This is a genomic window from Haloarcula sp. H-GB5 (assembly GCF_054850705.1).
Window position 1 is genome coordinate 35787 of the sequence record NZ_JBTWBG010000004.1, and the last position, 12800, is coordinate 48586.

Annotated in this window: 12 protein-coding genes and 2 pseudogenes; 9 read left to right on the forward strand and 5 right to left on the reverse strand. The window is 53.3% G+C overall.

Features of this window, described 5'->3' with window-relative positions:
• The first annotated feature begins 207 nt into the window (after nucleotides 1–207).
• The 5 genes and pseudogenes from ACYJ11_RS17495 (at nucleotide 208) to ACYJ11_RS17515 (ending at nucleotide 4778) form a co-directional block, all read left to right on the forward strand.
• Nucleotides 208–1077, forward strand: a complete 870-nt coding sequence (locus ACYJ11_RS17495) for a ParA family protein (protein WP_188979560.1) — start codon at nucleotides 208–210, stop codon at nucleotides 1075–1077.
• Complete coding sequence (locus ACYJ11_RS17500; protein ID WP_461648766.1) at nucleotides 1078–1479, forward strand: hypothetical protein; 402 nt, start codon at nucleotides 1078–1080, stop codon at nucleotides 1477–1479.
• Nucleotides 1480–2263: 784 nt separating this feature from the next.
• The gene (locus ACYJ11_RS17505; RefSeq protein WP_461648767.1) at nucleotides 2264–3280 is read left to right on the forward strand and encodes a DUF368 domain-containing protein; all 1017 of its coding nucleotides are present in this window, start codon (nucleotides 2264–2266) and stop codon (nucleotides 3278–3280) included.
• A 335-nt stretch (nucleotides 3281–3615) separates the two neighbouring features.
• Nucleotides 3616–3950, forward strand: a pseudogene (locus tag ACYJ11_RS17510) (hypothetical protein); the annotation flags it as partial.
• A gap of 9 nt (nucleotides 3951–3959) precedes the next feature.
• Entirely contained in the window at nucleotides 3960–4778 is an 819-nt protein-coding gene (locus ACYJ11_RS17515) for an IS5 family transposase (protein WP_461648768.1), read from the forward strand.
• Between the two features lie 44 nt (nucleotides 4779–4822).
• Here ACYJ11_RS17515 and ACYJ11_RS17520 read toward each other — a convergent pair whose 3' ends face one another.
• On the reverse strand, nucleotides 4823–5113 hold the full coding sequence (locus ACYJ11_RS17520; RefSeq protein WP_461648769.1) for a hypothetical protein: 291 nt from the start codon (nucleotides 5111–5113) through the stop codon (nucleotides 4823–4825).
• 987 nt (nucleotides 5114–6100) lie between these two features.
• Between ACYJ11_RS17520 and ACYJ11_RS17525 the strand changes: the two genes are divergently transcribed.
• The 3 genes and pseudogenes from ACYJ11_RS17525 (at nucleotide 6101) to ACYJ11_RS17535 (ending at nucleotide 8347) form a co-directional block, all read left to right on the forward strand.
• The gene (locus ACYJ11_RS17525) at nucleotides 6101–6625 is read left to right on the forward strand and encodes a hypothetical protein (protein WP_461648770.1); all 525 of its coding nucleotides are present in this window, start codon (nucleotides 6101–6103) and stop codon (nucleotides 6623–6625) included.
• Nucleotides 6626–6722: 97 nt separating this feature from the next.
• Nucleotides 6723–7126: pseudogene (locus ACYJ11_RS17530) on the forward strand (IS5/IS1182 family transposase); the annotation flags it as partial.
• 456 nt (nucleotides 7127–7582) lie between these two features.
• On the forward strand, nucleotides 7583–8347 hold the full coding sequence (locus ACYJ11_RS17535) for a DUF7093 family protein (RefSeq protein ID WP_461648880.1): 765 nt from the start codon (nucleotides 7583–7585) through the stop codon (nucleotides 8345–8347).
• Between the two features lie 68 nt (nucleotides 8348–8415).
• Here ACYJ11_RS17535 and ACYJ11_RS17540 read toward each other — a convergent pair whose 3' ends face one another.
• The gene (locus ACYJ11_RS17540; RefSeq protein WP_461648771.1) at nucleotides 8416–9105 is read right to left on the reverse strand and encodes a hypothetical protein; all 690 of its coding nucleotides are present in this window, start codon (nucleotides 9103–9105) and stop codon (nucleotides 8416–8418) included.
• A gap of 93 nt (nucleotides 9106–9198) precedes the next feature.
• On the opposite strand from ACYJ11_RS17540, the gene ACYJ11_RS17545 reads away from it, so the two are divergent.
• The gene (locus ACYJ11_RS17545) at nucleotides 9199–9672 is read left to right on the forward strand and encodes a hypothetical protein (RefSeq protein ID WP_461648772.1); all 474 of its coding nucleotides are present in this window, start codon (nucleotides 9199–9201) and stop codon (nucleotides 9670–9672) included.
• 88 nt (nucleotides 9673–9760) lie between these two features.
• Here the strand turns inward: ACYJ11_RS17545 and ACYJ11_RS17550 are convergent, their stop codons facing one another.
• The 3 genes from ACYJ11_RS17550 to ACYJ11_RS17560 all read right to left on the reverse strand — a co-directional run bounded on the left by ACYJ11_RS17550 (nucleotide 9761) and on the right by ACYJ11_RS17560 (nucleotide 12356).
• Nucleotides 9761–10789, reverse strand: a complete 1029-nt coding sequence (locus ACYJ11_RS17550) for a disk-shape morphogenesis protein volactin (protein WP_005538666.1) — start codon at nucleotides 10787–10789, stop codon at nucleotides 9761–9763.
• Nucleotides 10790–10951: 162 nt separating this feature from the next.
• Complete coding sequence (locus tag ACYJ11_RS17555; RefSeq protein ID WP_461648773.1) at nucleotides 10952–11908, reverse strand: DUF7139 domain-containing protein; 957 nt, start codon at nucleotides 11906–11908, stop codon at nucleotides 10952–10954.
• Between the two features lie 97 nt (nucleotides 11909–12005).
• Nucleotides 12006–12356 (reverse strand): hypothetical protein, encoded by a 351-nt coding sequence (locus tag ACYJ11_RS17560; protein WP_170095522.1) that lies wholly within the window; start codon nucleotides 12354–12356, stop codon nucleotides 12006–12008.
• Nucleotides 12357–12800: the final 444 nt, after the last annotated feature.

Consider the following 12800-nt stretch of genomic DNA (forward strand, 5'->3'; position numbering starts at 1 on the left):
CTATCTCGCTATATCGATCCGAATAACCAGACACAGCCCGCCAGCGGTGTATTCAGACAGCATTTTTGTCGATTTGTATTGCTGTTTGTACTGGACAATTGAACCAATCGATTGAACTAGCTAGTTGAATCGATTAGTTGAACCAGTTGATTGAAACAGAGAATTCAATCAATGGATTATTCCAACTGGAAGCTATAACAACCAGCTATGCTCTCATACAGCACCTACAGCGAGGCTGGCGGCGTCGGCAAGACGACGACCGCCGCGAACCTCGCCGTTGCACACGCCCGCGCTGGTCTCAAACCACTGGTCGTCCCACTAGATCCGCAAGAGGGAAACCTCTCACGGCTGTTTGGCGTCGACAAAGACCGCTCGAAGGACGTCGACCATCTCGCCCGGCATATGATCAACCGCCCCAAAGGTGACTTTGAGGACCTCATCGTCACTGCTGAAAACGGCGTCGACGTCATCGCTGAACACAACCAACTCGCCGATCTCGGGGACTGGCTCCGACGCGAACAGGATCAAGCCGCCGCTGTCGGGGATGCGTTCAATATTCACGCCGCGTTACTCAGCACGCTTGCCGATGCTGGCGTTCGTAACAAGTACGATGTGCTGATTTGTGATCCTCCGGCGACGGAAGGCCCACACCTACACAACGCTATCAACGCGACACGGTCGTTGGTTATCCCAGTTGAACCGAGTGCGAAAGGTCAGGCCGCTGTTGAGGGGTTAGAACAGCTCGTTTCCGGGCTTGAAGACACGCTTGAAATCGACGTGGGCGTCCTTGCCGCCGTCCCAGTCGGCGTGAAGGGGACGAACGACCAGAAGCGCGTCCTTAGCGAGATCCCGTACTCGACGCCAGAAATCTTCGGCGACCGTACCTCTCTAATGGAAGGGTCGTGGGCACAGCAGTGCTCGGCGTTCACGTATGTCCGGGATCATCGCGACCGCCGACGTGACTACGAGGTCGAAACGCTGGCGCAGTACGACCGGTTGGCTCGCTACCTCGAAGCGCAGGCCGGGATTGAAGCCCCGAACCCACCGGAACCCGGCGCTATCGAGGAGGTGGCGTAAATGGCGGGAATGAAAGAAGGTCCCGGAGAGGACCCATTCGCCGAAGATACGACCGACGAGCAGGACGACCCGGCGCTGGACCCAACACCAGAAACGACAGCTGAATCTCAAACCGAATCCGAAAGCGACACCACCGACAGCATGAGTACAAACGAAATCCCGTACGTCATTCGCCGACAGACGGTCAAAGAAGACCGAGATAACGAACACGTCGCTTTCCTCCGTGACGAATACGCCGAATTAGAGGACCAGGTGAGAGCCGACGTGGCCGATGAACTCAGTATGCGCTCGAAGGATGTCTCGGTAACGGATCTGCGTGAGGCGTTCGTCGAACTGGCGGCAGAGAATCCCGATACTGTGGCGTCAATACTGGAGAGGTGGGGCTACGAGCACCTCAAATGAACGAGACCAGCCGCCTATTGGATACGCTGCTCGCACAATGCTATAACTCTCAGCGCGAGTGGATGACCCGCTGGTCGCTATTCACCGCAGCCGCCGCACAGACGATCGCTTGTTAAACAGACACTTTTCGTGCGACTCAGATCATCTAACCGACTCGCGGATGCAATTGTGTTTCTCGGTGAATCGATGAAAAAACACAGAGCGAGAGCGGTTCCATGACGGCTGAAACTCTCGATATCCAGCACCAGGATGGTATCAAAACCGATTGCCGAAACAGTTGTCACGACCTACCAACTAAGTGGTGCTTGCCTGTCAGCGTCGACGTCCAGTGTTACTCGAAGTTCCAGCATATCAGGGTGCCAACTCATGCGACTGCCTGCCCACTGCACGAAAATCAGTGTTTCGACCACCGCGTCCATCGGTCGCTGGGTGCAAACAGTGGCCGTCACGACCTCTACGACTCGTTGGTTTGGTCTGGGTGACCGACACACTGTCGTTACTCCGTCCGGACTTGTTCTGAGGCAGTCGCTCACTTCCCCGGAGGACCACAAAGTCGGACAGGGGGTGAGAAATCCCTCCGTATGATTAATGGGATTCATTAGTGAGATCAGCAACTGCAATCAATTGGTCTTTGAATCCGAACAATAGACTATTTAAATGATACTTTCAGTTTAATACAGTCGAATGTCTATCGCCGATCCTGGGCTGTGGCGAACGGTATGAAAATATATTTGAGAATTTCATATCCAAAAACACTTGTGACAGCGCTGATACAATTCCGCGAATGGAATCGCCCGACAAGTCACGCAAGCCGATGACATTCCCTGAAACGTTGCCGTCTCCCCAAGAGTCGATGCGCGTATTTCTCATCGGATTATTGATGGGCACTGCTGATGGCGTACCTGGTGTTTCAGGCGGGACAATTGCTCTCCTTACAGGTATTTATGGGCGGCTCTTGACAGCAATTGCTGCTGTCACTCCCAGCCGCATCGGAAACGGCGTCCGCGCAGTTTCTCCACTCCACGGTGGCACCTCACCAGCCCAAATCGCCCGAGTTTGGAACGAAGTCGACGGGTGGTTTTTACTCACCCTACTTGGGGGAATCAGTACAGCGATCATCCTCGTCGGTCAGGCAGTTGAATGGGCAAACAGGCACACACCAGTTCTACTCTTTGGGCTATTCTTTGGTTTGATTGGTGCATCGGCAGTCGTCCTTCTTCGAGCAACTGCAATCCGTACGCTCCCTGAGATACTTGCAGCTATCACAGGGACTGTTACTGCCTTCGTGATCTCCGGGCAATCGCAAGCACTACTTGAAACTGGAAGTCTCCCTGTACTCTTCGTTGCAGGAGCTATTGCCATCAGCGCGATGATTCTTCCCGGACTCTCCGGCTCACTATTACTCGTGATCTTGGGCCAGTACACATACATGTATGCGAAATTGGGTGACTTCCTCGATGGTATTGGTACAGCAGTAACGACTGGATCTCTCGAGACACTCGTTAATGCGGGTGACGAGGTAGCGATATTCACCCTTGGAGGACTCGTCGGCCTCCTTACAGTCGCTAGAATAATTCGCCGCGCACTCGACGCGTACCAGCAAATAACCTACGCGTTTCTCATTTCGTTGGTCTTAGGCGCACTTCGAGCGCCGATCACGACACTCAACAGTGCCGAATACTCGGTAACGTGGAGTGTTTCCACGATACAAACCTTTACCATGACCGCGCTTATCGGCGCACTCATCGTGTTCATCCTCGACTGGTACGCCGTTGATATCGACCTCGAAGCCATCCGCTAGTCGCTATTGTCCTTATGATCTTTTTTAAGTGGATCTGTTTCCTTGTGAGTAGTAGCGGGAGAATGGAAGAGTGTACTTGTATCGACATTTTTTAATCTTTACATTTCACATTTACTAGTATGAAAGAAAGACAGGCCCTTATAATTACTAGCTTAGGGTTCTTATTGATAGCAATTTTCTCTTTCTCTTTTAATTCTGGGCACAAATATATCCAGATCGGGTATCTTGTTTTGGGTTTTTGGGCCCTTCTGAAATATATTAGGTTATGAGGAGTTCCGAAGATCAAAAATAATGCACAGGTTGAGTGCCGACTGTTCAGTACTCTGAACACGATACGCCAGTACTCGGTGTTCATGACAAACACCAGTAGTGTCTTTCTCACCGAGTATGGGTATCGGTGGGGATTGAAAACGGCTACAGGTCGATTAAGCGATTCATGGCCACGACAACCTCGAAGGATTTCGGGCTCCAATTCTTCTACTTCGCGTTCGCGTGTCTGTTGTACTTTCAGCCAAATTGGCGTTTGGAGAGTAATCTGAGTCAGTTTCCGTTCACTGGGTCGGGCGAAACCACGCATCAGAGCCTCGCCAAACCCGCTGTAGTCTCAACTTCCAAATACACTGTTCTGACTCTGTTGAAATCCTCAGAGGGTTACACGTCCGCCCAATAGTGTGACCAGATGCAGACCCTCCCGAAGTCGCGGTTACTCCGGTTTGTCGAGCAGGCATTCCACTTGGCTCAACGAGATGTCGCCCGCTACTCCTCGAAGTTCTCAAAACGACGTTACACACTCCACCAGCACATCGTTCTACTTTGTCTCAAAGTTCGGAAGGACACGACGTATCGGACGCTTCTCGACGAACTCATCGAAATGCCCTGCATTCGGAACGCCATCAACTTGGACGAACTCCCGTCACTCAACGTTGTGCAAAGCCTTAACCGACTCGATATGGCTGTCTGGCGTGTTCTGCTTAATCTCTCGGTCACGCTTCTCCCGACTAACGGGATTGTTGGGATCGACGCTTCAGGGTTTGACCGGAGTCACGCCTCGAAACACTACACGAAGCGAACAAAGCTAACTATTCAGCAGTTGAAGGTGACACTTCTGGTGGACACGAGGTCGAACGCGATTATCGACGTACACGTAACGACGACACGAAAACACGACTCAAAGATTACGCCGTCGCTCATCAAGCGGAATACCGGGGAATTTGCGGTTCTCCTTGGCGACAAAGGATACGACGACGAGAAGGTTCGCGCATTAGCCCGTGAGACCGGTGTTCGACCGTTCATCAAGCACCGCGAGTTTTCGTCACTCCACAATGCGTGGAATCCTCGACTAGATGCTAACCTCTATGGTCAGCGTAGTCAGAACGAGACGGTGAACTCCCGACTCAAACGCAAGTACGGTGCGTTCGTCCGGTCACGGCACTGGTGGAAACAGTTCCGAGAACTCGCTATCGCCTGCCTTGCTCACGATCTCGACCGATCACTCTAATCAGTAGATACAGATTGTTGCTCTAACACACCACCGAGCGTGAGTTAGAAGGTGGTTCCGAGCACGAAGAACCCGACGAGCGTGATGGCCGCAACGACGAGTGTCCCGACGAAGAGCATCGCGTCGTCACGGGCAGTTGCGTGTTGACGCAACCGCCGCCGACTTATTGGTGCGAGTGCTACTGCTGCCCCAAGTAGCCCGATACCACCAATCGCTGGGAGGATGGCAATAGGAATGCCCGCGGCGGCGTGCAAGGCGGCGATACCAAGCAGCCCAACGCCGATGGTCAGGTCAAGCGCGCTTCCCGTGTATCGCGCGACGGATGCAACAGCCATGTTAACGCGTTGACATTCCACTGGTAAATTCATTATGACTGTCTTCCCTGTCCGCGTAGACCCCGCCGTTAGATACGCACGCCTACCTATCAGCTGCTTCGACAGGAAAGGTGTCGAGTCAATAGAATTTCAACAGAGCCACTGTTCCATATATCGATATACACTTTAAACCAACAGTTGCTGAACTACGTAGAGTGATAAGTCATCGTCTGACTCCGTGGAATTCGAGATCGCGCTCGCAGACAGTGAAGAATTGGACCTTGGGGTATGGTCGGTCAGTCGGTTGCCTACCCAGCGATTGGGGTATTTGTCTTCCGGGTTGGGACAGCCAAAGCACGCAAACGGGGTGTTCTTGGGCATCATTAATGCGTGGGAGCAGTGGCCGATAGTGTAATAGATCCGAACGTCGCATCTGTGCTATGTGGTGACATGCAATATTTCTCCCAGCCTATGGCTTGAATTTGCAGGTCTAAACGACACTATCATGATATAACAGGCGTACGCTTGTAAGATACAGTGATTTAATTGATTCTATCTAGCGATTTCTCAATACAATATCGCCGAAAACGCCCTCCGTGAGCCGTAGTTCTCCGGAAACTCTTATAACGATCACAGTGTATCCGAATTTTCACTCTCGCCAAGCAGTATCTCGGATCCGGATCACCGGAGTAATTACCTGATTCTCGACGGGTTTGCAGTGGGCAACACCATCACCGACCCGGATGCCGGCACGCTCCACAAAATCCAACCCAATTCAGTCTCCATGTCCGCTGAGATCGCTGGTTTCCGGCATAGGTACCAAGAAATCCGCCCGAGTTACGTTTCATCTTGATTGAACACGACGTTTTGGTTAGAATAGGGTTACTTGAGGGTGTCATAGAGCCGTTCGCATACCAGCGGTTACAGTAGATTTAATCAGCAATATAGAGTCTAGGGGGTAATAAGAGAGAACTATGAAGCGGATACAATCCGAACACCTCTCCACTGATGATGATATTCAGGAACGGTTCGATAGATGAGGAGGAACCAACACATAAGCTGGTTATGCAAAGTCCGTCAGGAGTCAAAGACTGGGACGAAGAAGGGATAATCGGTGTTGAGAATCGAGCTATGGAGGTCATATTGGATCGTGGCTCGACCGTCCACGTTGAACTTGACCCCGCTCATGGACAGTTCGAAACTCTCCGAAACAAGTTGACCCAGGTGCCGGAATCGGATCGGATCTTCGTCGCTTCAGAACACGAGCATCGGGCGGTACTCCCCGAGGATCGCACATCTGTCGATTCATTGTTAGAAATCCAAGCCAATGATACTGACGAGTGGACTGACCGACTATTTAATATTGAGGCGTTTGCAGTTCTCTCCGACCAGTCCTGGACGTATCGTTCGGTCCCTCACGAAACGCATATTCGTGAGATCAATACCGCTGGCCACGACGGACTGGTAGAAGAATTGCACAAAACGCTGGAGCAACTACGAGGCGCGACTGTGAAGCCATTTGATGGTTCGTAGAAACACTCTCACGAAGGTTATCCCACGAATTGGCCAGAACTGGGGGGGAGCCATCGAACGGTTCCCACAACAAAGACGGGGTGAACGCTGAAGTGGAATGGTCCCAGCGATCCTGCAGAGTCATCCTTCGGTAGACTTGTTCTTCAATGTCGAGACGGAGACGTTAGCGTTGTTTGAGTACCTCTCCTTCGAGTTTCTCGAAGAGTTTGACGTGTTCGCCCCGGCGCAGACGGGGCGAGCACGAGAGCACAAACCACCAGAGTTGATGCGTGGCTTCCTCCATGCTATTACAAGGACATCTACGGTATTCGTCCGGTTGAGCGGGAGCTACAAAACACGGCCGTCCGGCTGAGTTGTGGCTTCGATCGACCGCCGTCGAGAGACGCGGTCGATCGCTTCCTAACCGGCCTCGAACACGTCGTCGACGAGGTCTTCAAACATCTCGTCGAGCAGGCCGCCCGCCGCGGTCTGCTCGACTTGACCCACTGTATCGATTCCAGCAGGGAAGCCAGGAAGGGTGACGCGGTACCCTCACCCGATATGTTCCTATCCGAATACTGAGTTCAAAGGCAAGCGCTGTGGGCTTGCTGTGGACGGTCAACTGTTGCAAGAACATACTACTTGCTCTGCCAATCTGAGTTTGTGGTCAAACACTGCAGCAATCAGAGGTATCGACGGTATTTCCGTAAAGGTGCTGACCACACAATCAATATCAATATCAATATCAATGACATCTCGGATGCCAGCTGACGATATCGAAGACCGGATAAGTAGAACCAGCCGCGTTACTTGTCTTCTTCCGCAGGCTGAATATCTCGAAGGTCCAGTAGTCACTATCAGTAATCGATTTTGGACGGGGCGAGGCTGATCGCAGACGCGTGCCTGCCTGCGTCTAACGCGATAGAGATGTCACTGCTGGTGAATACATTCTTAATCGTACGAAGCAAATGGCCGTGCATGGGACTGCGTTGTGAGGTATTTGGACACGACTTCGGGGAGACGACGATAGAGGAGTCGTATGACGAAGGTAAGCGTGGCACTGTCCTAACTGTTCGGGAATACAAGTCTTGCGAGCGCTGTGAGCATATCCGAAATATCTCTGAGAATCAAGGCTTGATATCCACCACAGAAGAATCGAGAGCGAATGGCGAGCAGTCGGATAAAGTCGAACACAGAACCGAAAACAAGAGGCCAGCGGGGGTGAAAGAGAATGCGGAGGTCAAGACTGAAGCGAGAGACACGGGGCAGGTAGCGGACGAAACGGAACCGAACGAACCACCCGCATCCACGATGGCTGCGTCAGACAATGTGGCAGAAACAGCTCCAGATGTGGAGGCGAGTGACGAGTCATCGTCGGTGACCGAATCGACGCTTCTGGAAACGACTGATGACGCCGTGATACTGTCGGAGACAGAGGAACCAGATGACGACAGCGACACGCCATCGAATAACGACGATGCAGTCATCATTGATGATGCTGCTACAGACACGACAGAACCGTCGTCTGAAACCCCCGAAGAGCCGGATATTGGAAACGATCGAGACGGACATTCGTACTCGACGGACCGCTCAAAGAGTACCACAAACGACTCAGTTCCGATGTATCAGTGTCCGAGGTGCGAGTTCGAACTCCCCGTGAGTGAATCGTCGTTCTTTACCGGTGACGTTTGCCCGCAGTGTCGGGTCGGCTACCTCGAGGACGTATCAGATGGTGAGTCGTAGGCGCTCGATTGGACGTAATTTCGTGGAGAGAGTCGGAGTCAGACAGTGTTTTCGCGGGGAGAGCCCGATCAGTAGTTTTGAAACAGCAGTTTTCGTACGTCGTCTTTCGTCCGGGCGCTCACTGTTGAACCGTCGGGAAGTGTGACTTCGTATGGTTCGTCGTTCTCGGCTGACCGGGTCCACTTCTCGTCATGTTCGGTTAGTAAGCGGTTAGCAGCGGAAAGGGTATCACTCGGAGTGTCGTCAGCTGCCGAATTCGACTCGGCCGCGCCGGCGCTTTCGCTGGTATCGGATGACGATGTGGTTTGTGTCGACGTATCGGGCTGTGCGGCGCTACGTCCGTCGTCTGGCGTGTCCCCCAGCATAGTTGGGCCGGCGGCCACCTCCTCACCCCTCTCGTTCGCTCTTCTTTCAGGTTCGATATCCGCGAGGCGATCCGCAAGTTCACTCGTTCCAAGTGCTGCGAGCAGCTTCCCCCGCATCTCGTCGGCCTCAATACCGCTTCCGGGAACTTCCGGCACCTTGGACGCGATGTGTTGGAGTTCCGGATACTCAGCCGAGGCGATTCGTTCGTAGTCGGTACGGCTCAGGCCGTGCTCGTCTTCCAACTGGTCCGGCGGTGTGTATGTATCGAGGAGGTAGTCAACGACATCTTGCGTACGAATGTGGCCGTACGTCTCGACGAATGCGTCTTCAAGATCCTCCCGGATCGACGTCAAGTCATCCTGTTGTGTGTCCGTAATCTCGATCTCCGGCATCGCCTCCAACATCGGTCGCCCATCCCATAACTCGTTCCCTGGACGGCGGTAACTGACGGAACCATTGTATAGCAGAGGCACACATGGTCCAGTATGCGGTGTCCCCGCTGCAAATCCGATCTCAGCACGTATACGCTTGCGACCGCTGGCCAGACAGCTATCGTCTGTGAATCGTGCGGCTTCGCAGACATCTCTGCGTCGCATCACAACGAGGCCTCCCCCCCAGAGTCCTGGGAGTTCGCTCTCGCTCGGTTCAACCAGAATCCTGATTCTAACCCCGGTAGACCCGAAAACACTGGCCGTACACCCAGCGTTCCGATTCCGGAACAGGACGAGCCCACAGACCGACCAGAGTTCTCGCTTGAACAGGCTGGTGTCGCGGTGGGAATATCTCTGGGATCAGACGTTGACAGGTTCCAGCAGGACGCGGCTGACGAATTGAACCGTGTTCTCGACGAGAGCGAAATTGAACAAGGCGAGGAGGTTACAGCCAAATCTGATGAGAACGATGGGAATAGCCAAGACACGGAGACTGAAGCCGACGAAAACGGGGAAGAAACTGAGTAGCGTCCGGCGTCAGTTGTACTGCCCGGGACGGGACCAGTGGTATGTTCGACTGACGCCGGCGAACAGTGCTTCTATTCGAGCCCAGCCGTTATTCGGCTGTGGCGTCGGATTCTTCGGCTTGCTCGTTTTGCCCCTCGCGCTCTTCTTCCGACCGCGCTGCGACGAGTGCACCCTGTGCGACACTATATAGTGGATTCTCGGCTTGGCGGACGTCGCTGATTGAGAACGGTATCTCGGACTCGTTGATCCGTTCGGCGAACAACTCTTCGAAGCCGTCAGGACTGGATGTCCCACCAGTCACGACAACCGGGACATCCAGTCCCTCCTCGACATCTTCCTCATCGACTTCACTGATGATGTTCTCGATGACATAGTCGAGGAGATTGTCGTAATAGATACTCAGTGCACCTTCAATACCACCGACGTCCGTCTCGAAGTTGAGGGCGAAGTCCTCCTCCTTAACCGATGTGACCTTATCGACGGGCGTGCCGGTCGCCTGTGCAGCCTGCTCGTCGATCCAGTCGCCACCGCGTGCGATGGAGAACTTCATTACGGGGACTGCATAGTACGACAGACAGACGTTGGTCATCCCAGCGCCAAAGCTGATACCGAGGCCGGTGAACTCACGGTTGGCAAGCTCGGAGTAGATGACGGCCATCCCCTCATTGATCGGTTCCGGGCTGTAGCCCATGTCGGTGAGTAGGGATTCAATCGTCTTTTGATGATATAGCGTCGAGACATCGGCATCAATTGGGTCCGCGGGAACCGAGAAAAACAGGCGCTCATTCGGGAACTCCGGCTGTCCCACCACCTGTTCAGTAATGAGCTTAATCATCGGAATAGCGGACTGCTCGTCGCTTGAGAGAATCCCGGCTTGCATCGGGCGGCGTGTCTCCTCACTGAAGATGTTCGCGAAGTTCAGGGCGTCATCACCAACGATGTAGACCCGATCATCCTTGCGGATGTGGAGAACATCACTTCTCGACAGCATCTGTTCGGCCATGTCGCTGTAGTCAATTTCGACGAAGGAGTTCCGCTGCTGCACGAATACCGTTTCGTTACCATCTTGGCGTGCAGACAGGAGGTTCATCGTACCGACATCGAGACCTTGGGGCATACAGTTGTATTCCTCCCACCAAGTTGAAAAAACTATCTTGTTTTGTTGCAATAGGTTACATGTTATTTATGATAACAGACAGAATGGTTCGTAGGAACATATTAGTACAATATAAACCAAACAACAAGACAACCACCGCGGAGTGTCTAGTGAGCAGACGACTTATTCAAAGAGCAATGACCGAAGACGAGCAACAATGCTTCGTTGCTCTTTGACACCAGTTTCCACATCGTCGTCTTCGCCCTGCTCATTTCGAAACTGCGTGAGAGCGTTGACCTGTTCTTCGGTACCGGTGCTTCGGTCCGTCTTTGATTGGCCTCCCTGTAGTTGCCTGAGTCCATCTACTGCGTCATCAACGTCATTGCTGTCGGCTCGTGTCGTGGTCGCCTCGGAGTTCTCGATAGCCGTCCGATCGAGATCAGAGTCCGTTTCTGGCATATCCAGATTTAGCCGCTTAGTTTTTGGCTGCTGTTCGACACCACCCCACGATAGTTCCGCTCCGTCTAGTGCCTGTTCGATATCGTCGTCCACATCTGCTTTGCTGACAGACTCTGACTCGCTCTCGACCGACTCAACTGGTTCAGCTGCGTCGCTTGGGGTTGCCGCTTTCTCGAGGTAGTGTGCAACCAGCGCTGCTCCTGTGGAGGCCGCAAGCATGACTAAGCCAGAGGCGTAAACGCTAATCGTCCAGACACTACCGTTGATTCCGCCACTGTTCGTCCATCCATACGGAAAGACGCTAATCAGAATTATCGTTGCGGCGAGACAGAACAACGTGCCGGCGGCACTGACGACCCGGGTCTTGAAGCCGACTGGCAGGAGTACGACGACGCTCAACAGCACGGAGGGCAGTCCGACGAATCCGACGACGAGTGCAACCTCGCGAATCTGCCAGTACGGTGCGCTCCCGGACTCCAGAGCGTTACTGTACAGAAAGAGGCAGAATCCGACGACGGCAAGCGTAACTCCAGCAAAAAAGAGTCCGAACCCAACATAAATATCTCGCTCTTTAGCTGGTTCGCCGATATATTCGTGATAAATCGACGCAAGCGTGTCGCGATAGCCCGACACTGGGTCGGCAGACTCGGGGGACCTGTCCGATGTAGATGCAGAGCTCATTCCATTTGTTATTTGGTTCCGATGGGTGTTAAAGATGGGCTTACCCTATTTCGTTCGATCCTGCCTGCGGGGGACGATGGGGAGGCGACACGCTAGTTCAGGGGCGCGGGGGAGTCACCCCTTCCTTGATCGTGATCCCGTCGTTCTGAATGTGGACGAAGATCGTCTGTTCGGGCTCGTCAGAGACTGTCACGGCAGCGACTGACTCGTGTTGTCGATCAAGAACAGCCTTAACCCTGTAGCAGCCAGCCTGTAACAAGTTGACCGAACAGCCGGACTGGCCTGACAAGAGCTGATAGTGGGCTGTATGACAACACACCTCGCTGTCGTATATTTCTATGCGGACATCATGTTTGGTATCGCTGGTGTTTCTGATGTGGAGGTCTTCGTGCGCTAGACGCCACTGTTCGCTGTTCGTCGGGAGGAGTTTACGACTCCTGGAGGGCATGTCGACATGTATCTATGCTGCAGTTACGAATATGTCTTATGGATGGACAGTACATCTCTGTGTCATTAGTCCAAATCCACGTGTAGTGTCAATATGTACTGGTTTCCAATCACTATCCATTCACATTTAATCTGTCAAAGTAGATCCCCAGAGTGTTGGAAACGCAAGAAGCCAAATGTCATCTGTGCCGTGCATCCTCTTCACGGATGACTCCACTGTCGTAGACACGGACATCGCGTTGCGTCTTCCAAGCGGATATCCGCTGAAAAACTGGCGGTCGCGCGCGGTAGTTCTGGGCCTCGGCATGATGGCGGTGAGCGGCCCTCCCGGCCTTGTTGGGAAATCCTCAGGACCCAGCGGCGCTGGCTGCCAGTCACATCCACGCCATAGCTTCGCCTCACAACTGGCGGCGACGGTGACGTTCAAATCCATCGTAGACGATGA

Excerpts from the sequence above, each read along its gene's own strand:
- ACYJ11_RS17495 (WP_188979560.1), top strand. The coding sequence starts at position 208 with ATGCTCTCATACAGCACCTACAGCGAGGCTGGCGGCGTCGGCAAGACG.
- ACYJ11_RS17500 (WP_461648766.1), top strand. The coding sequence starts at position 1,078 with ATGGCGGGAATGAAAGAAGGTCCCGGAGAGGACCCATTCGCCGAAGAT.
- ACYJ11_RS17505 (WP_461648767.1), top strand. The coding sequence starts at position 2,264 with ATGGAATCGCCCGACAAGTCACGCAAGCCGATGACATTCCCTGAAACG.
- ACYJ11_RS17515 (WP_461648768.1), top strand. The coding sequence starts at position 3,960 with ATGCAGACCCTCCCGAAGTCGCGGTTACTCCGGTTTGTCGAGCAGGCA.
- ACYJ11_RS17520 (WP_461648769.1), bottom strand. The coding sequence starts at position 5,113 with ATGGCTGTTGCATCCGTCGCGCGATACACGGGAAGCGCGCTTGACCTG.
- ACYJ11_RS17525 (WP_461648770.1), top strand. The coding sequence starts at position 6,101 with ATGATGATATTCAGGAACGGTTCGATAGATGAGGAGGAACCAACACAT.
- ACYJ11_RS17535 (WP_461648880.1), top strand. The coding sequence starts at position 7,583 with ATGGGACTGCGTTGTGAGGTATTTGGACACGACTTCGGGGAGACGACG.
- ACYJ11_RS17540 (WP_461648771.1), bottom strand. The coding sequence starts at position 9,105 with ATGCCGGAGATCGAGATTACGGACACACAACAGGATGACTTGACGTCG.
- ACYJ11_RS17545 (WP_461648772.1), top strand. The coding sequence starts at position 9,199 with ATGCGGTGTCCCCGCTGCAAATCCGATCTCAGCACGTATACGCTTGCG.
- ACYJ11_RS17550 (WP_005538666.1), bottom strand. The coding sequence starts at position 10,789 with ATGCCCCAAGGTCTCGATGTCGGTACGATGAACCTCCTGTCTGCACGC.
- ACYJ11_RS17555 (WP_461648773.1), bottom strand. The coding sequence starts at position 11,908 with ATGAGCTCTGCATCTACATCGGACAGGTCCCCCGAGTCTGCCGACCCA.
- ACYJ11_RS17560 (WP_170095522.1), bottom strand. The coding sequence starts at position 12,356 with ATGCCCTCCAGGAGTCGTAAACTCCTCCCGACGAACAGCGAACAGTGG.